This is a genomic window from Desmonostoc vinosum (assembly GCF_059505385.1).
Genome location: NZ_JCACKM010000143.1, coordinates 1 through 17,598 on the forward strand (window position 1 = coordinate 1; position 17,598 = coordinate 17,598).

A 17,598-nucleotide genomic window follows, 5' to 3' on the forward strand; every position below is an offset into this window, starting at 1 on the left:
TGGGGACTGGGGACTGGGGACTGGGGACTGGGGACTGGGGACTGGGGAATGGGGAATGGGGAATGGGGAATGGGGAATTGTCATTGATTATTCTCCGCGTCCCCGTGTCCCCGTGTCCCCGCGTCTGTGCGTCCGTGCGTCCCCTCACTCCCTCATCTCACGGTTGGTGAGCGGAGTCGAACCACATCTCCCTACTCCCCACTCCCTACGAATGTAACTTCACTGACGGCATAGATTTACTCTCGCTTTTGGAGTTCCAACTCCGGCGAGTGGCTTCGACAAATTGACTGACGCGAATTGGGTCAATTGGTTGCTCAATTCGTCCTTGACGTTTTAAGGAACTGGAAACAATGACACCGTTTGCGGACTGCATCAGTGTAGCAATATTTTCCCAATTGGCTCCACTACCGATAAATACGGGGATATTACCTGCTGCGCCACAAGCTAATTCCAAGTCTTCCAAGTTGGGAGGGCTACCAGTGGCCCAGCCAGATAAAATTACGGCGTCTGCTAAGCCCCTTTCGATTGTATCTTTCACGGCAACTGTCAGATTTGGGGAACTTAAAGGACGGGCGTGTTTTACTAATACATCAGCCAAAATTTTGACATCACTGCCTAATTCTCGGCGATAGCGAAGTAATTGATGGGCTTCTCCTTCAATCAATCCCTGATCAGTTGCCATTACCCCTGTGAGGACGTTAACGCGAATAAATTGTGCCCCTACACAACTGGCGATCGCCATCGCACTTTTGGCGTCGTTTCGCAAAACATTTAAGCCCACAGGCAAAGTGACTAAATTTTGTATCCGCTGTACCACCACAGTCATAGCACTTACAACTGCTGGATCAACTTGATTTTTGGTAAACGGCGCGTCAAAAAAATTCTCTACTATGATGCCATCAACCCCTCCGCTTGCGAGGGCTGCGGCTTCTTGTTCGGCACGGTCAATCACCGCTTTCAAGCTACCCCCCCAACGGGGTGAGGTAGGCAGGGGTAGCAGATGAACCACACCAATGATCGGTGTTCGAGTTTTAAATAGCTGATATAAGTCCACGTCTTTAAACCGCTTTGCGGAGTCCAGAGTTCACTAGCCCAGAGCCTACAATCGTTTTACGAAAGGAAATCAAGGTTTAAAACGGCGCTGCATTCGCGAAGCGTCTTTGATAGGAGAAGAGCGCCCCTTGTGGCGCGAAATAATCTTTGTTTCCCAAGGTCGGTAGAAACTCCACTTAATATACTGGGTGGCTTATTTTCCCTGTTAAGAGTTCCCTGTTCCCTCTCATTAATGACTAATGACTAATGACTAAGGACTAATTTGTTTATACTGTTCGGTTTACTGCCTCCATCCTAAGATGGAAATTGGCATCAAACCTTCCATAAGATATGTTAAGATAAAACCTGGCACAAGAGGAGTTTGCCACTCACAAGACGCGAGGCAGCTTTCTGTAGTTCAGGTCTTGAGATCTGCGTCTAGTCGCAGGGTCGGTCTGGACGCCAGAGTAGCATTATTGCTTTACAGGCGTAGCCGCGAGCGCGATTTCCCTGAGGGTAGCGACTTCTCAACAACAAGCCTTTTGGGCAGCTTCCCGATGGGTAAATTAACAACGCAAACGCTGCGGTAATGTAAAATACCAATAGGCGAATTGTTAAAAAATATTATAAGTGTCGATTTTATCTAAAGACACTTTGCTTTACCCTGGGAAACAGAGAGATCAAGGATATCATAACATGACCTCTATCTCTATTATTGGTAGGGTTGCATGTTTGTGGGTAGTTGCTGACAGTGATCATCTGCCATGAATTCTGTTCTCATGAAAGTATAGATAACAACTACGACGGAGCCAGCGTTTAAATGTTGGACTACAAGAAGGAAACCAAAGATTTTTTCAAGATATGGGTGATAAGCCAACAATTACAATTTCTCACCTAGGCTGCGAGAAAAACCGAATTGATACAGAACACATGTTAGGGCTGCTGGTAGAAGCAGGTTATAGTGTAGACACAAATGAAGAGTTAGCGGATTACGTTATCGTTAATACTTGTAGTTTTATCGAAGCAGCAAGAGTTGAATCTGTCAAAGCTTTGGTAGAACTAGCTGAAGCGAATAAAAAAATCGTCATCACTGGTTGCATGGCGCAACACTTTCAAGAGCAATTATTGGAAGAGTTGCCCGAAGCAGTGGCGGTAGTAGGTTCAGGTGACTATCATAAAATCGTCAATGTCATTGAGCGGGTAGAGCAAGGAGAGCGGGTTAAACAAGTTAGTATTGAACCAACCTACATTGCTGACGAAACTACACCGCGCTACCGTACTACAACAGAAGGTGTGGCTTACCTGCGAGTTGCTGAGGGGTGTGATTATCGCTGTGCGTTTTGTATTATTCCTTTGTTAAGAGGGAACCAGCGATCGCGTACTATTGAATCAATAGTGGTAGAAGCCCAACATTTAGCTGCTCAAGGTGTCCAAGAAATCATTCTGATTTCTCAAATCACAACTAATTACGGTCTAGATATTTACGGTCAACCAAAGTTAGTTGAATTACTGCGTGCTTTGGGCAAAGTAGATATACCCTGGATTCGGATGCATTACGCTTATCCTACCGGACTGACCCCAGATGTCATAGCGGCTATTCAAGAAACGCCAAATGTCTTACCGTACTTGGATTTACCTTTACAACATTCCCATCCAGAAATTCTCCGCTCCATGAACCGTCCTTGGCAAGGGCGTGTAAATGATGGGATTATCGAGCGGATCAAGATGGCGTTACCATCAGCAGTGTTGCGGACAACATTTATCGTTGGCTTCCCTGGTGAAACCCAAGCACATTTTGAACATCTACTAAAGTTTGTCCAGCGGCATGAGTTCGATCATGTGGGCGTATTTACCTTTTCAAAAGAGGAAGAAACTCCTGCATATAAATTACCAAATCAGTTGCCTCAAGAAGTGATGATTGAGCGCCGAGAGCAACTCATGGCACTCCAACAGCCAATTTCTTATAAGAAAAATCAACAAGAAGTAGGCAAAATCGTTGATGTCCTGATAGAGCAAGAAAACCCTGAAAGTGGTGAATTAATTGGTCGTTCAGGTAGATTTTCTCCAGAAGTCGATGGTCAGGTCTATGTAATGGGTGGGGCCAAGTTAGGAACCATTGTGCCAGTAGCGATCGCCCATGCTGATGCATATGACCTCTATGGTCAAGTTGTCAATAACTAAATTGTTCTTTGTCATTCGTCCTTTGTCCTTTGTTAAAAACCAATAACTAATAACTAATGACTAATGACTAATGACTAATCCAAAAATCCCAAATAAAATCTTAGGAGATTTGATGAGTCTTTCGTTTCAAGAACTAGGTATTTCACAAGAGCGCGTCGAGCAACTAGAAAAAATTGGCTTTTCCACACCAACTAACATCCAAGCTCAAGCAATTCCCCAACTGTTAGCAGGTCGTGATGTCGTAGGTCAATCCCAGACTGGTACAGGTAAAACAGCGGCTTTTTCACTACCGATTTTAGAGCGGCTGGATGTTTATCAAAGGTCTGTACAAGCCCTAGTTTTAACGCCAACTCGTGAATTAGCGATGCAAGTTCACGATGCGATCTCGCAATTTATCGGTGACGATGGATTACGAGTGTTAGCAATCTACGGTGGTCAATCAATTGACCGCCAAATCTTACAACTCAAGCGCGGTGTTCACATAGTTGTGGGTACACCAGGACGAGTTATAGACTTGCTAGATCGGGGGTGTCTCAAGCTTGACCAAGTTAAGTGGTTTGTCTTAGATGAAGCTGATGAAATGTTAAGCATGGGCTTTATCGATGACGTGATCAAAATCTTGTCCCAAGCACCCGAAGATCGGCAAACAGCTTTATTCTCGGCGACAATGCCGCCATCAATTCGCCAATTGGTAAACAAGTTTTTGCGATCGCCTGCTACAGTCACAGTTGAGCAACCCAAAGCTGCACCCAACAAAATCAATCAGGTAGCTTACCTCATCCCTCGCCACTGGACAAAAGCCAAAGCCTTACAGCCAATTTTGGAAATGGAAGACCCAGAATCGGCGTTAATCTTTGTCCGTACCAGACGTACCGCTGCAGAACTCACCAATCAATTGCAATCGGCAGGTCATAGTGTCGATGAATACCACGGTGACTTGTCGCAGCAAGCACGGGAGCGCTTATTAAGCAGATTCCGCAATCGTCAAGTGCGCTGGGTGGTAGCAACTGATATTGCGGCAAGAGGGCTGGATGTCGATCAATTATCCCACGTGATCAACTACGACCTACCTGATAGCGTAGAAACCTACGTCCACCGCATCGGTCGTACTGGTCGAGCAGGTAAAGAGGGAACAGCAATTTCTCTTGTACAACCCTTTGAGCGACGCAAGCAGCAGGCATTTGAACGCCACAACCGCCAAAGTTGGCAATTGCTTTCAATTCCCACAAGGGCACAAATTGAAGCGCGGCATATTCTCAAGTTGCAAGAACAGGTGGGAGAAGCGCTCACAGGCGAACGTCTAGCTTCATTCTTACCGATTGTCAGCGAACTAATTGAAAAATACGATGCTCAAGCGATCGCCGCTGCCGCACTCCAAATCGCTTACGATCAAACTCGTCCGGCGTGGCTGCAATCAGATATCGACATTCCTCAAGAAGACCCAAATTCCACTCCCAAACCCAAATTGATGAAGCGGCGTGAGTCAAGCGGCGATCGTCCCCGTTCTTCTTGGGTAAAATCGGATACTAACAATAGCGAAGAAGAAAGACGTGCTACTCCCAAGCCCAAGCTAAGGACAGGCCGCCGTGATACTTCGGTGACATCTACCAATCAAAAGTTAGGTTCACATACAGCTAGAGAATCGGCTTCTTAGTCATTAGTCATTAGACCTCTTGCGTAAATCTTTTTTTGCGGGGCTACGCCCCGCTTCTCTACGAGACGCTCCGCGAACGCTAACATGCAAAGGCAAGGCAGTGTGTTGGGAGACACTGCTTTGCTGGGTTTCCCCCCGTTGTAACAACTGCCGCGCAAAGAAACTGTAATTAGGATTTTTGCAAGAAGTCTATTAGTCATTAGACTTCTTGCAAAAATACTTGAACCGTCAGAGACTCAAGTCTCTGCCTAATAGCAAAAGTCCGTTGAAACGGACTAAAAATACTGTTATTAGTCGGTTGAAACCGACTTGAGTTATCAGCCAGAAAATTTATTTTCTGGCGAGTATCCGACTTTTGCAAGAGGTCTATTAGTCAAGAGTTCAAGAATTTGGACTCCTGACTTTTTGGCTTTTTGTACGAACATAGATACAGACGCATTTTCCGTGGTCTTATGTTCACTATTTCAGATTTAGAGCAACTGCAAGCAGAGCATCCAGAATGGCAGATGGAACTAGTAGATGGGAATATCGTTGTTATGGGCCCATCTGATTATGTTTCCGAAGAGATAGGTGCTGAGTTAATCCGATTACTTGGTAACTGGGTACGCCCACGAAAATTAGGACGAGTAACTGGTTCTAGTGCTGGTTTTATTTTGCCGACATTAGAAACTGAAAATGGAACAGGAGGTGATAGTGAAAAACGCAACCTCCGCGCTCCCGATGTATCTTTTGTTCAGGCTGATAGACTCAAAAAAAGCCAGCGCGATTTTGTAGAATTGGTACCTGATTTGATGGTAGAGATTAAATCTAAATCAGACCGCATTAAACCATTGGTAGAAAAAATTCAGATCTTTCTACAACTTGGATGCTTGGTTGGTATTTTGATTGACCCTGACAAATTAACGCTAACAGTTTATCGGCTCAACCAAGAACCAGTAGTCTTACAAGATGACAACAAGCTGACACTACCAGATTTATTACCAGGTTGGGAGCTAACAGTATCAGAACTGTGGCCCCCTGTGTTTGAGTAATTCAGAATTAATACAGCCAAGGACGGCTGACTTTTTCTAGTTCGCTAATTTCGGCATCGCTTAATCTCCAACCCAAAGCGCCGGCATTTTGTTTTACCTGCTGGGCTGTTTTAACTCCCGCGATGGGAATCACGTTACCTTGAGCAATTAACCAGTTGAGAGCAACTTGGGCGGGTGTGCGATCGTAATTTTCTCCCAACTTGCGTAATAAAGATATTACTGGTTCAATCTTTTGCAAGCCTTCTTTACTAAATCGTGGATCAATCTTTCTTGCACCACTTGGGATTTCAGTCTGATCAATTTTGTACTTGCCTGTAAGTAACCCTTGCGCTAAAGGACTATAAGCCAAGATTGTTACACCCAACTCACGAGCAGTTTTGAGAATACCATTGCTTTCAATTTGGCGAGTCAGCAAAGAATAACGCACCTGGTTGACAGCCAAAGGTACGCCACGAGATGCCAAGATGTGGTGCGCCTCTTGCATTTGTTGTGCTGAGTAATTACTAACGCCAACTGCTGCAATTCTGCCACGTTTCACCTCATCGGCCAGGGCATTCATCAATGTTTGTTGACTCATCAAAAATGCGAATGGCCAATGCACTTGATAGAGGTCAATTTTATTTAGTTGCAAGCGTTTGAGGCTTTCTGTTAAGGCATCAGAGACTGATTGACTTGTAAATCGCCACGGCAGAGGGCCGAATTTCGTGGCAATTTGCACCAATTGTTGTGTCTGTTGCAAGAATTGACCCAAAAATTTTTCTGATTGTCCCAGCCCGTAAATTTCCGCAGTGTCAAAGAAGGTAACACCAACCTCTAAAGCAGCTGTAAAAGCTTCTTGCAACTGTTCTTGACCGTAGCCATCGCCATAATTCCAAAAAAGTTTATCACCCCAAGCCCAAGTTCCTAAGCAAAGCGGTGTAACAGTTGGGCCATTTTGCCCCAATGAGACTGTTTCCATGTTGGCAAAATTTGATTCATTTACATTTCTTTACTTTTTTAGTGTAGCGTTACAAATAAAAAGTGTACTTAATTAATACTGACTCATCCAGTTATTCAGTATCTTGTTCTTCTACTTTATGGAATTCAAAATTACCGTTTGGTTGAATTTCCATAAAACAATGGTAAGTATTTGTTTAATAACACTGTCAACATTAGAAATCTTGTTTACAGTATAGGTTTAATATTTCTTCCATATCCCTGATAACCTTAGTCAATTTGAAAATAGTTGGGTGTGAATGCTATATCTAGATAGCGATCGCCAATCATACAACCAGTATTAGCAACACAAAGTAGGGCTAACTAATGATAATTAATTAGCCCTTGTCAAGGCTAGTCGTATTTAATCTAATTATGTTACACGAAAAGCCCTGAATTAGAAAATGAGATTTTAGTTTTATCAAACAGTTTATCTTTAATTAAAGAGAGACTGTTTTTGAGAAACCATACAAAAAGTAGTTATGGCAAGCGGTGATTTATTTGATACCGACACAAAATCCCTTGGAATACCAAGGGTAAATCTGTTGACTATGTTCCGGCTGGGCTTATTTCAAATGGGTTTGGCCATGATGTCTATCTTGACTCTGGGGGTACTTAACAGAGTCATGATTCAAGAAATAGCGATTCCGGCGGCACTGGTAGCAGTGGTGTTAGCACTGCCTTTATTTGTTGCTCCTTCTCGCGTTTGGTTCGGTCAAATATCCGATGCCAAGCCGTTATGGGGATACCATCGTACAGCTTATGTTTGGGTGGGAGCAGCAATATTTGCGATCGCAGCTTTTTTGGCTGTACAAGCAATGTGGCAGTTAAATAGTGCGGTTACTAGTGCAGGTGGCTGGACATGGACAATCCAAACTATCGGCTGGACAGCTCTTTTATCCTTAATTTTTGCAGTATATGGTTTAGCAATTTGTGCTAGCGGTACTGCCTTTGCGGCTTTATTAGTAGATGTATCTGAAGAAGACAACCGTTCCAAAGTTGTGGGTGTGGTTTGGTCAATGCTGATGGTGGGCATTATTGTCGGAGCAATTATTAGTTCTAGCTTGCTCAAGCAATTAACACCAGAAGCTACTGTAGAAACCTTGCAAGCAGCAGTCAATAGATTATTTATTGTCGTTCCAGCAATTGTATTTGGGCTGGCGATCGTCGCGACATTGGGCGTGGAGAAAAAGTACTCTCTTTATTCCAGCCGTTCCACACTAATCAATCGAGAAGACAGCATTACCCTAGGGGCTGCTTGGAAAATCTTAACAGCAAGTCGACAAACAGGTTTATTTTTCACCTTTTTAGTGGTGATGACACTTTGCTTATTTATGCAAGACCCTGTTTTAGAGCCTTATGCTGGTCAAGTGTTTAAAATGCCTTTGGCAGAAAGCACCAAGTTGAACGTTTATTATGGTGTTGGTCTGCTAATTGCCTATGCTGTAGCAGGCTTTTTGATTGTGCCGCGTTTGGGTAAGCGCAAAAGCGCCCGTCTAGGTTGTATGTTGGTAGCATTATGTGCAGCATTGCTAGGTATTTCCGGATTCACAGCTAATCCAGCTTTCCTGAAGCTGGGTTTAGTTTTATTCGGTTTAGCTACTGGTTTTCTAACTACAGCAGCAATTAGCTTGATGCTAGATCTCACAGCAGCCGAAGCAGCAGGTACATTCATTGGGGCATGGGGATTAGCGCAGTCTATCTCTAGGGGGGTGGCAGTGGTCGTAGGTGGTACCGTTTTGGATATTGGTCGCCGGATACTACCGAGTTTGGAACTAGCTTATGGTTTGGTATTTGCCCTAGAAGCCGTGGGGATGGTGCTGTCGATTGGGTTCTTGAATCGAGTGAATGTGGCAGAATTTCAAACGAGTACCAAACAAGCGATCGCTTCTGTTTTGGAAAGTGATTTAGATTGATAATAAGTAGAACGCAAAAGACAGCACTTCTCTTGTCAAAGACGCTACGCTCAGTAACCGGGAGGCAGGAGGTAGAAGGAAAAAGCCTGTTTTTGAGCGGATTCTCTGTTCAGCATTGTTCCCTACTCCCCATTCCCCATTTTTTAAATGACTGATTTTTGGACAACGGTTCTCGATTTTGCCCAAGCTACCACTACCAGAGTGGGAACGCAGTTAATGCAGGATTTTGGGCAGGTGCAAGCTTTGCAAAAAGCTGATGGTAGTTTGGTGACGCAGGCAGATAAATGGGCAGATCAGGAAATTCGAGATGCGATCGCTTCTAGTTTCTCGGGTTATGGCATTTTGAGCGAAGAAGGCGAACGTTCTTTTCCTGGTACAGAATGGTGCTGGGTAATTGACCCCTTGGATGGTACAACCAACTTTACACGGGGTATTCCGATCTGGTCGATTTCATTGGGCTTGCTATATCAAGGTATACCGATTTTTGGTTACGTCTATGTACCACCATTAGCTCAAGCTTTTCATGGTTTCTGGGCAGGCTCATCTGACTTAACAGTACCAACAGGAGCATTTCTCAATCACCGCCCCATTCATACCAGCACAGATGCACCTAGCAACAATCACTTTTTTAACCTTTGTTCTCGCAGTACCGCAGTGATCAAAAACGGCTTTCCCTGTAAAATTCGGATGTTAGGTGTAGCTAGCTATAACTTCCTGACTGTGGCAACTGGTGCAACTCTGGGTGGTATTGAAGCGACACCAAAAGTTTGGGATTTGGCTGGGGCTTGGGTAATTGTCCAGGCGGCAGGTGGTGTTTGGCTATCGCTCAAGTCTGAGCCATTTGCTTTGTCGCCAGGGGAAGATTATAGCGATCGCTCTTTCCCTACCCTTGCTGTCAGCCGTCCAGAGTTGGTTTCAGTATTTACACCGTTTCTCGAAGGTTTAAAAATTTAAATTCTTAATTCAGGTTGCTAATTTTTTTGCTTCAAGAGAAAGAATTAACTTACGCCCTAGCGCTTGCCCTGGTACTTCTATTAATCTGTAAGATAAGTAAGAAACAATTATCGTTCCAGCTAAAGTCAAACCTGTTAATATTATCAAATAAAGTTCAGGCAGAATATTGTTTAAGTGTAATCCTTGCAAAGCACGATTAACTAAACGAAGTACATAAAAGTGGGTTATGTAAGCACTAAAGCTAATAGTGCCTAGAAAGCAAAAAAATCGATTTACTAGCAAGCGAGACGGATATATACTGAGACAAATTGCTAATAAAAGAAAATCCAATCCATAAGCGAAATGTATAGGTATTAAAGTAGGTATTAGCCTTTTCAAAACAGGAAGAAGATGAAGAAAAGGAATAACCGCAAGTAAGATAATAGAAACTGCTAACAATAGTTCGATAATAAACTTCCCTCGGCGTAATTCAACCGATTGCTTTTCATCAAAATTAACAGTACTTAAGCGCAACTTACGAAAAATGAAATAGAAGATAAAACCAATAAAAAATATTGGTAGTTGATTAGGCAACCAAAAAAAGAGAAATCTCTGCCACTGTTTTTGATTATCAATCAAAGGGTGGGAATTTAAGATAAAATATATGACTCTACTAACTAAAAGCGAACCGATTGTTGCATAAATTGCTTGCTTGAGCGATCTAATCTGGCTAAATAAAAAAGGAAATAAGAGATAAAAAGACATTTCAACCGCAATTGACCACCCTCCTGGTACAAGTGTGCTTGTCCCACTAATCCAATATGGATGCCAACTATGTGTAAATGTAAGTGTTGAAATTATATATAATAAGGATGGTATTTCTTTATTTTCAAACAGAATTGGGTTGACAGTGTATAGTAAAAAGCCGCAATAAAATAAAGGAGCTATACGGAAAAAGCGCCGGATAAAAAAGTTGAGTAAGACATTTTTCTCTTTTCTTCGACGCTCATAAGATAAGCACAAAGTAAAAGCGCTTACTATAAAGAAAAGTTGTACGCCTCGCGCTCCGTTTCCTGCTATCCGAAAAACCCATGGAGTTAGGTGATGGTCTCCCAAAACCCTCCACAATTCCATATTTCCCGATGTGTGGCAGATTAAAACACCTAAAACTGCAATGCCACGCAAGGCATCTATAAATAATAGTTTCTTCATGATAGTTAGCAGTATTTGTTATAAATTAGAAGCTCTATACCTCTAAATTAAGTTGCCAACTTTCCGGCATAGAGGACTTTTCTCGTTTACACACCTGGTCTTGCCTGCATTGCTATTTGGCAAAACTACGAGATTAGATGTACATCTTTGCGTAAAATCACCCGTACCTCGACGTCTTGTATTAGGTAATTAATCAACACTCTTAAAACGCCAATGCTACGTAAAGCTTAATCAATGGCAGCTTATCACTATCATGATTAGGCTCAGTATAAAAAACTAAAAAAAAGAGTATAAGTTTACTCTTTCATTTTGTATTTTTTCGTAAAATTAAAGTGTTAAGTTACTTTAAGTATACTGACAGTAGCATCAGCAAATAGCAACACCAATAGTAGAGAATTCATCAAAAATTTATAAAACTTACTTTAGGATTGCAGATTAAAAATATGTCAAGATATAGGTCAGTACAGGATTTATCCTCAGATTTGCAAAAATAAAACTAGAGTATCTAAAGTAATTTAACTTTTTGTAAGCTTCACAATTACTGGTATTCTCCGCTGATCCACTATTTGTGTATAAGCTTAAGGTTAGTAAACTCAACTACAAGCTTTACTGCTCTAGAAATTTACAAGGTGATTGTTGTAACTTTTCTGCTTGAAGAAATCCTAGTAAATATGTGAAAACTAAGAGAACCACTCCTAATACCGTTTCACTTTAAAATTGATACAAGTGGTAAGCAGAGGGAGCAGGGAAGGCAGGGGGAGTAAAATTATTAACACTACTTGTATTTGATAGCGAATAACTGTACTATACACATCAGTTTTGTTTGCTGTTTGAGAGCAAATAACTGTACTGTACATAAAGGAAAAATTATGAAATTTGACAAAATTAGCCAAATAGTGGAAGGGGTACCTTTCATCGACATTAAAAATGCAAAGTATTTGTACGATTTGATTATCAGTGAGAAACTGACAAATATTCTCGAATTAGGAATAGCACATGGTACCGCAACATGTTACATGGCTGCTGCCTTGGATGAGCTTGGCACCGGCAAAATAACATCAGTTGATTTACTTGAAGCAAAATCATCATTTAGTCCATCACCAGAAGAACAATTAGCAAAAGCTGGTTTAGAGAATTTTGTACAAATTGTTCGTATGCAAACAGGCTATACATGGTTTTTGCATGATGAAATTAAAAGACAGACAATAAATGATATTTGTCAACCAGAATATAATTTGTGTATTATTGATGGCCCTAAAAACTGGGTTATTGATGGATTCACTTTTTTTCTAGTAGATAAATTGCTTAAAGATAATGGCTGGATAATATTTGATGATTATGAGTGGACGTATACTAGCGTTGATGAAAAGAGAAATGTAACTGATGGAATTACTCACCGTCATCTATCGGAAGTAGAAAGAACTATACCTCATATAAAAGAAGTTTTTGAGCTTCTTGTTAAGCAACATCCCAATTATTCGGATTTGATAGTATATCCAGATAGTGGATGGGCAGTTGCGAAAAAAACGACTTCTGAACGCAAAATATACACTGTTAAATATCAAGAAACTACTAAAGATATTCTTGTTCAGGTAAAGCATGGAATCAAATCAATAATTGCTGGCAAAAATTAGGGATAAAAGTAGAGAATATATTTCATTACTTTGTCTTTAATTCGATTTTTAATTGTTCTGTATTTTGTGCAAACAAAAATAGTGTGATTTCTGATAGTTAATTAGCGATTATCAGAAAATTCAGGAATTTATGATGACACACCACTATGAGTTTATAAACTTGTTAAAAGCATCAATTTATTAATCGCTGGCCTTGCTTGGTAGAAGTTGCTATACTATACCCGTTTAGTTCGGTATACAACTGCTCTCTCCTGGAAATGGCGATGAAAGGACTTTGGCTCGAAAATAACCAATTGCAACTACGCACAGATATTTCTATCCCCGAACCGCCAGCAGGGGAGGCTCTGGTGCGCGTCTTGCGTGCAGGTATTTGTAACACTGACCTAGAATTACTCAGAGGCTACTATCCATACACTGGTATTCTTGGTCACGAATTTGTTGGTGTTGTTGAACAAGGGCCAGAATATTTAGTTAACCAGCGTGTAGTCGGTGAAATAAACGCTGTTTGTGGGCATTGTCGATTTTGTCAGGGTGGACAATCGACTCATTGCGAAAACCGTACTGTTCTTGGCATTGTTAACCGTCACGGAGCTTTTGCCGACTATCTTTGTCTACCAGTAGAAAATCTGCATCTTGTACCTGATAATGTGCCAACAGAAGTAGCTACTTTTACCGAACCTGTAGCAGCAGCTTTAGAAATTCAGCAGCAAGTATCGTTGTCTTCAGATGACCGGGTGCTGGTAGTGGGAGATGGTAAATTGGGGCAGTTGGTAGCACAGACACTAGCTTTAACTGGCTGTGAACTTTTGGTAGTAGGGCGTCATCGAGATAAACTTGCCAACCTAGAGGCACGAGGTATTAAAACTGGTTTAGCTGATGCTGTTAAAGACAGAACTTATGATATCTCAGTTGAGTGTACAGGTAATCCGGAGGGATTTGCGATCGCTCGTCGTGCCTTACGTCCTCGTGGCACGCTAGTGCTTAAAAGTACCTATGCTGGCAAACTTAATTTAGATGCTTCCTCTTTGGTAGTAGATGAAATTACTCTCATTGGCTCCCGTTGTGGCCCTTTTGCCCCAGCACTGCAACTGTTAGCCCAAGGACAAGTGGATGTACAACCTCTTATTCATGCAAGCTACCCCCTTCAAGATGGACTTGCCGCTTTTGAGTGCGCTCAAAGTCGAGGTGTATTAAAGGTTTTGTTAGAGATTAGTCAATAGTCATTTGTCATTTCCCACTCCCCACTACACCACTTGCTCCCCATTAATACAAATAAGGATTCGTCTTTGGTTGATAGTCCAAACAATCGATGGCATCTTCGGTGTTGGCGATAGAGGGATGTACGGTGCATTTGAGACGGTAGTTGTCGGTAAAAAATTGGCAGCCAGTACAGGGGATTTGGTGCATTTGTTTTGCTGTGGTAACACTGTCTCGCGCTGCACTCCAGAGACTCCAAACAGCGAGAATTGTGATACTCCAAGCTGCAATAAAGCAAATAAGGACTAAAAAGGGTTGAATTTCATGAAAAAGCAAAGACATCAGTTCTAGCACAGTTTGTCTTGATATAAATTGGGATTTAGAAGTTATATTATCTCCTAAATCCCAATTTATAATTTCTTAAACCCCTAATTAAATACCAGCATGTCCTAGCGCTAAACCAGTGACGAGCATTCCTAAAACGAGGAAAGGTTGAGCGCTAGCTTGATACTTTACATCATTGCTTATAGGATCACGTAAGAAATACATGTCCTGTAAGGTGATTTGGGGGATAATTAACAATACAAGGATTGCGGCATACAAATTCTCATGGATGATAACTAGATAAGCGGCAATCAATCCTTGAAATAAGTCAATCATAACTACACAAATCCAGGCGGCGGTGGTGATACCGAATACAACAGGTAATGAGTTTAATCCTAACTGGCGATCGCCTTCGACACTCTTAAAGTCATTGACAATCGCAATTCCTAATCCAGCTAAGCTGTAGAACATTGTCAGAATGACAATGGTGGGACTCAAGTCGCCAAACAAGGCATGTCCTGTACACCAAGGTAGAGTAATATAGCTGGCACCCAAGGCATAACTACCCAACCAGCCATTTTGCTTAAGTTTCAGCGGGGGTGCAGAATAGATGTATGCTATGAAAGAGCCGATGAGTGCGATCGCTGTAATAGTGGGGAATGTATGACCAGCCCACAAATCGAGAATAAACGCCAGAGCATACCCAGATAAAAGTAATACCCAAATTTGCGTAATTACTTGGGGTAAAGAAATTGCCCCTGAAGGAATAGGGCGATAGGGTTCATTGATGGCATCGATTTCGCGATCATAGTAATCATTGAGAATTTGGGTGTAACCTGTCATCACTGGCCCAGCCAGTAACATACAAGCCGCCGACTTCAATACATTTTCCAGTGTCCAAGTAAATTCACCAGAAGAAGCTGCACCACAAACTACACCCCAAATTAAGGGTATCCAAGTGATCGGCTTCATCAGTTGCAACCGAATTTTCCACAGAGAAGTTTCTCCGGGTGCTGCACCTTTCATTCCTAGCAGCTGTCTAGTTTTCGCACTGCGAGCAACTGCGTCTGTTACTTCTGGGATGACATTAACTTCTGCTGAGTCTAATGCCTCAGTTGGGTTAGATGGGTTAATCGGAGTTGATTCAGACATAAGTTTTAATTAAAGGGGATTGGGGATTAGGTATCAGGGATTGGGTATCGGGGATTGGGTATTTGGTATTAGGGATTGAGTATTTGGTATTAAGGATTAAGGATTAAAGAGTTTATAACTATATCTCCTTCCCAGTCCCCCGTCCTCAGTCCCCAGTCCCCAGTCCCCAATCCCCAGTCCCCAGTCCCCAATCCCCAGTCCCATTACTTAAAACGAAATTACCAAATAACTACTCTGAAACTTGGCTCCAGTTACAGGTCTACCACTCAAAGCCGGAGGTAGAGAAAGATTACGCCGTTGATCTCCTGCTTCTATAGTGACTTCTGGCCCATACTGGGTGAGTTTGACCTGCTTTTTGTCAAACCCCGGCAAGAATAGACGTACCTGGCGATTGTGGAGATCAATTTCAATGGGTTGGGGAGCTTGTAGTGCTTGTGCCTCAAAATTGGGTAGGGCATTGAGTAGTGGTTGCCAGTCGCTTGTTGACAGGTCTGGAACTACGCTCACAGGTAGAGGTGTGAAGTCTTCGGACAGATTAGCGTTTGTACCTGATGAGGATACAAGGATAACGCCGCCAACAGTTAGACCGATTTGTTGAGCGCTACCCCATAAGTAGCGGGTACTTGCCACATCGATTGGGTCTTGTGTAGTTACCAAAAAGGCAGCGATACGTTTAGGGTCAGCGAGGGCAGCTTTACCCTTTTCTAAAAAATTATTGACTTGATTGGTCGGTTGGGCGAAATTATCTGCCGTCCAGTTGATATTGAAAAAAGTGCTGATCAGCGGTTGAATCAAAGGTGATTCCGAAATTGTTTTACCCAAGTCTGAGTTAATAAACAGTTGCCGAAATCGCCGGAAATACCAGCTCAGAGACTCTGGCATTCCTAACATCCGCAGTGCGGAAGAGTCACCTGTGCTATCGAAGACGATCGCATCATATTTACCACTGGCATCATATTCGCGGATAGCATTGAGAGCAAGGGCGCTGTCCATTCCTGGTAATGCTACTAGTTCTTGACCATACACTTCCTTAAAAATAGGCGTACGGAGGTATTGCGCCTCAAGTTTTTTCACTTCCTCCCAGTTGCGTTCTAGTAGTACAGATGCTTGAAACTGGACGACTTGCAAATTGGGAGCGATTTGTTGGGGGTCAGTAGCAATGGGTGTATCTAGCAAGATTTGAAATGTTGGTTCTGCAAGTCCTGCTAGAAGTACGCGCTTGCCTTGGCTTGCCAATAATTTGGCGGCAGCGATCGCAATTTTTGTACGAGCGATGCCACTTTTGCCCAAAAATGTCAGTATTAGGGCCATTACTTGATTCCTATTTTCACCGCTGAGCTTTTCAACTCCAACTTAGCACTCAACAAATACTCTCAACTTCTGCCTACTGCATTGGTTTGAGTTCATCTTCAAAAAACCATGTAGTAAAGTTGTCGTCAAATCGTACCACTACACCAACACCGCTACCATCAGTCATTTTGTAACCTTGGATGGTACCAACTTGTCCTAATCTTTTCACAACAGGGGAAGATACGCGATCGCGCAAACGAAAAACCTTAACCTTCTGTCCGATTTCCATGCCAAATTACAATGCAATAAACCAAGTCTCAGTGTAGCTGAATCCGTGACTCATCGGTCACAGTTTAATGACTCAACAGCTTAAAATTAGATCAACAACCAAGCAGGTACAGACCCATGTTTGTCACAGCGCAACAGCTAGAACAACAGATGCCCGATGCAACTCGGTTGTTAAGTGATGAGCCAGAGATGGAAACTTCGTTGCATTATATGCAGTTACTACTGCTAGTAACTTGTTTAGAATGGTTATGGCGCGATCGCAATGATTTTTTTATTGGTGCGAATTTGACAATTTATTTTAGCCGTCAGCAGTTACGAAATCGGGATTTTCGTGGCCCAGATTTTTTCTTGGTAAAGGACACCGAAAAGCGACCTCGTAGTTCTTGGGTACTTTGGGAGGAAGATGGGCGTTATCCAGATTTGATTATTGAATTACTTTCTGAAAGTACAGCTAATATTGATCGGAAGGTTAAGAAAAATCTCTATGAAAATCGATTTCATACACCAGAATATTTTTGGTTTTCTCCAGAAGATTTAGAATTTCTAGGTTTTGAATTAGTAGGCAATAAGTATCAAGAAATTGTTCCAAATGCCAAAGGATGGCGTTGGAGTGAGGTGCTAGGTCTGTATTTAGGCGTAGACAATGGTAAACTGCGTTACTTTACAATAGAGGGCCATTTAGTGCCAACTCCAGAGGAAGCCGCTATTCAAGCACAGCAAGAAGCGTCTCAAGCACAGCAAGAAGCGTCTCAAGCACAGCAAGAAGCGTCTCAAGCACA

General features: G+C 42.4%; 16 protein-coding genes and 1 pseudogene. 9 read left to right on the forward strand and 8 right to left on the reverse strand.

All coding sequences use genetic code 11. The features are described 5' to 3' along the window. Positions 1-217, forward strand: a pseudogene (locus AC5JMF_RS20695) (hypothetical protein); the annotation flags it as partial. Here the strand turns inward: AC5JMF_RS20695 and btpA are convergent. Beyond that, complete coding sequence (btpA, locus tag AC5JMF_RS20700; protein WP_495797597.1) at positions 206-1,054, reverse strand: photosystem I biogenesis protein BtpA; 849 nt, start codon at positions 1,052-1,054, stop codon at positions 206-208. The pseudogene AC5JMF_RS20695 and the gene btpA sit on opposite strands and share 12 nt — an antisense overlap. 839 nt (positions 1,055-1,893) lie before the next feature. Between btpA and rimO the strand changes: the two genes are divergently transcribed. Together rimO and AC5JMF_RS20710 are read left to right on the forward strand one after the other, a co-directional pair. Next, positions 1,894-3,213 carry a 30S ribosomal protein S12 methylthiotransferase RimO gene (rimO, locus tag AC5JMF_RS20705; protein WP_495797598.1) on the forward strand — a complete coding sequence of 440 codons (1,320 nt, stop codon included), beginning with the start codon at positions 1,894-1,896 and terminating at the stop codon, positions 3,211-3,213. 112 nt (positions 3,214-3,325) lie between these two features. Beyond that, positions 3,326-4,867: a DEAD/DEAH box helicase gene (locus AC5JMF_RS20710; RefSeq protein ID WP_495797611.1), complete on the forward strand. Its 1,542-nt coding sequence runs from the start codon at positions 3,326-3,328 to the stop codon at positions 4,865-4,867. 199 nt (positions 4,868-5,066) lie between these two features. Here the strand turns inward: AC5JMF_RS20710 and AC5JMF_RS20715 are convergent, their stop codons facing one another. Further along, positions 5,067-5,228 (reverse strand): hypothetical protein, encoded by a 162-nt coding sequence (locus tag AC5JMF_RS20715; RefSeq protein WP_495794220.1) that lies wholly within the window; start codon positions 5,226-5,228, stop codon positions 5,067-5,069. A gap of 91 nt (positions 5,229-5,319) precedes the next feature. Between AC5JMF_RS20715 and AC5JMF_RS20720 the strand changes: the two genes are divergently transcribed. Then, the gene (locus AC5JMF_RS20720; protein WP_495797599.1) at positions 5,320-5,898 is read left to right on the forward strand and encodes a Uma2 family endonuclease; all 579 of its coding nucleotides are present in this window, start codon (positions 5,320-5,322) and stop codon (positions 5,896-5,898) included. 7 nt (positions 5,899-5,905) lie between these two features. On the opposite strand, the gene AC5JMF_RS20725 is transcribed toward AC5JMF_RS20720, so the two are convergent. Further along, on the reverse strand, positions 5,906-6,856 hold the full coding sequence (locus AC5JMF_RS20725) for an aldo/keto reductase (protein WP_495797600.1): 951 nt from the start codon (positions 6,854-6,856) through the stop codon (positions 5,906-5,908). A 499-nt stretch (positions 6,857-7,355) separates the two neighbouring features. Here AC5JMF_RS20725 and AC5JMF_RS20730 point away from each other — a divergent pair, with 499 nt between their 5' ends. After that, positions 7,356-8,789, forward strand: coding sequence for a BCD family MFS transporter (locus AC5JMF_RS20730; RefSeq protein WP_495797601.1), 1,434 nt, complete (start codon positions 7,356-7,358; stop codon positions 8,787-8,789). Between the two features lie 147 nt (positions 8,790-8,936). Next, the gene (locus tag AC5JMF_RS20735; RefSeq protein WP_495797602.1) at positions 8,937-9,743 is read left to right on the forward strand and encodes an inositol monophosphatase family protein; all 807 of its coding nucleotides are present in this window, start codon (positions 8,937-8,939) and stop codon (positions 9,741-9,743) included. A 9-nt stretch (positions 9,744-9,752) separates the two neighbouring features. On the opposite strand, the gene AC5JMF_RS20740 is transcribed toward AC5JMF_RS20735, so the two are convergent. Further along, complete coding sequence (locus tag AC5JMF_RS20740; RefSeq protein ID WP_495797603.1) at positions 9,753-10,934, reverse strand: acyltransferase family protein; 1,182 nt, start codon at positions 10,932-10,934, stop codon at positions 9,753-9,755. Positions 10,935-11,803: 869 nt separating this feature from the next. Here AC5JMF_RS20740 and AC5JMF_RS20745 point away from each other — a divergent pair. Continuing rightward, a complete protein-coding gene (locus AC5JMF_RS20745) occupies positions 11,804-12,568 on the forward strand; it encodes a class I SAM-dependent methyltransferase (RefSeq protein ID WP_495797604.1) in 765 nt (254 codons plus the stop codon). A 263-nt stretch (positions 12,569-12,831) separates the two neighbouring features. Further along, entirely contained in the window at positions 12,832-13,788 is a 957-nt protein-coding gene (locus AC5JMF_RS20750) for an MDR/zinc-dependent alcohol dehydrogenase-like family protein (protein WP_495797605.1), read from the forward strand. Positions 13,789-13,831: 43 nt separating this feature from the next. On the opposite strand, the gene AC5JMF_RS20755 is transcribed toward AC5JMF_RS20750, so the two are convergent. The 4 genes from AC5JMF_RS20755 to petP all read right to left on the reverse strand — a co-directional run bounded on the left by AC5JMF_RS20755 (position 13,832) and on the right by petP (position 16,820). After that, positions 13,832-14,107, reverse strand: coding sequence for a hypothetical protein (locus tag AC5JMF_RS20755; protein ID WP_495797606.1), 276 nt, complete (start codon positions 14,105-14,107; stop codon positions 13,832-13,834). A 90-nt stretch (positions 14,108-14,197) separates the two neighbouring features. Further along, the gene (gene chlG / locus AC5JMF_RS20760) at positions 14,198-15,241 is read right to left on the reverse strand and encodes a chlorophyll synthase ChlG (protein ID WP_495797607.1); all 1,044 of its coding nucleotides are present in this window, start codon (positions 15,239-15,241) and stop codon (positions 14,198-14,200) included. Between the two features lie 207 nt (positions 15,242-15,448). Beyond that, positions 15,449-16,552, reverse strand: a complete 1,104-nt coding sequence (locus AC5JMF_RS20765) for a Get3/ArsA fold putative tail anchor-mediating ATPase NosAFP (RefSeq protein WP_495797608.1) — start codon at positions 16,550-16,552, stop codon at positions 15,449-15,451. Between the two features lie 73 nt (positions 16,553-16,625). Further along, positions 16,626-16,820: a cytochrome b6f subunit PetP gene (petP, locus tag AC5JMF_RS20770; RefSeq protein ID WP_495797609.1), complete on the reverse strand. Its 195-nt coding sequence runs from the start codon at positions 16,818-16,820 to the stop codon at positions 16,626-16,628. Between the two features lie 116 nt (positions 16,821-16,936). Between petP and AC5JMF_RS20775 the strand changes: the two genes are divergently transcribed. Then, a partial coding sequence (locus AC5JMF_RS20775; RefSeq protein ID WP_495797610.1) for a Uma2 family endonuclease occupies positions 16,937-17,598 on the forward strand: 662 nt, incomplete at its 3' end.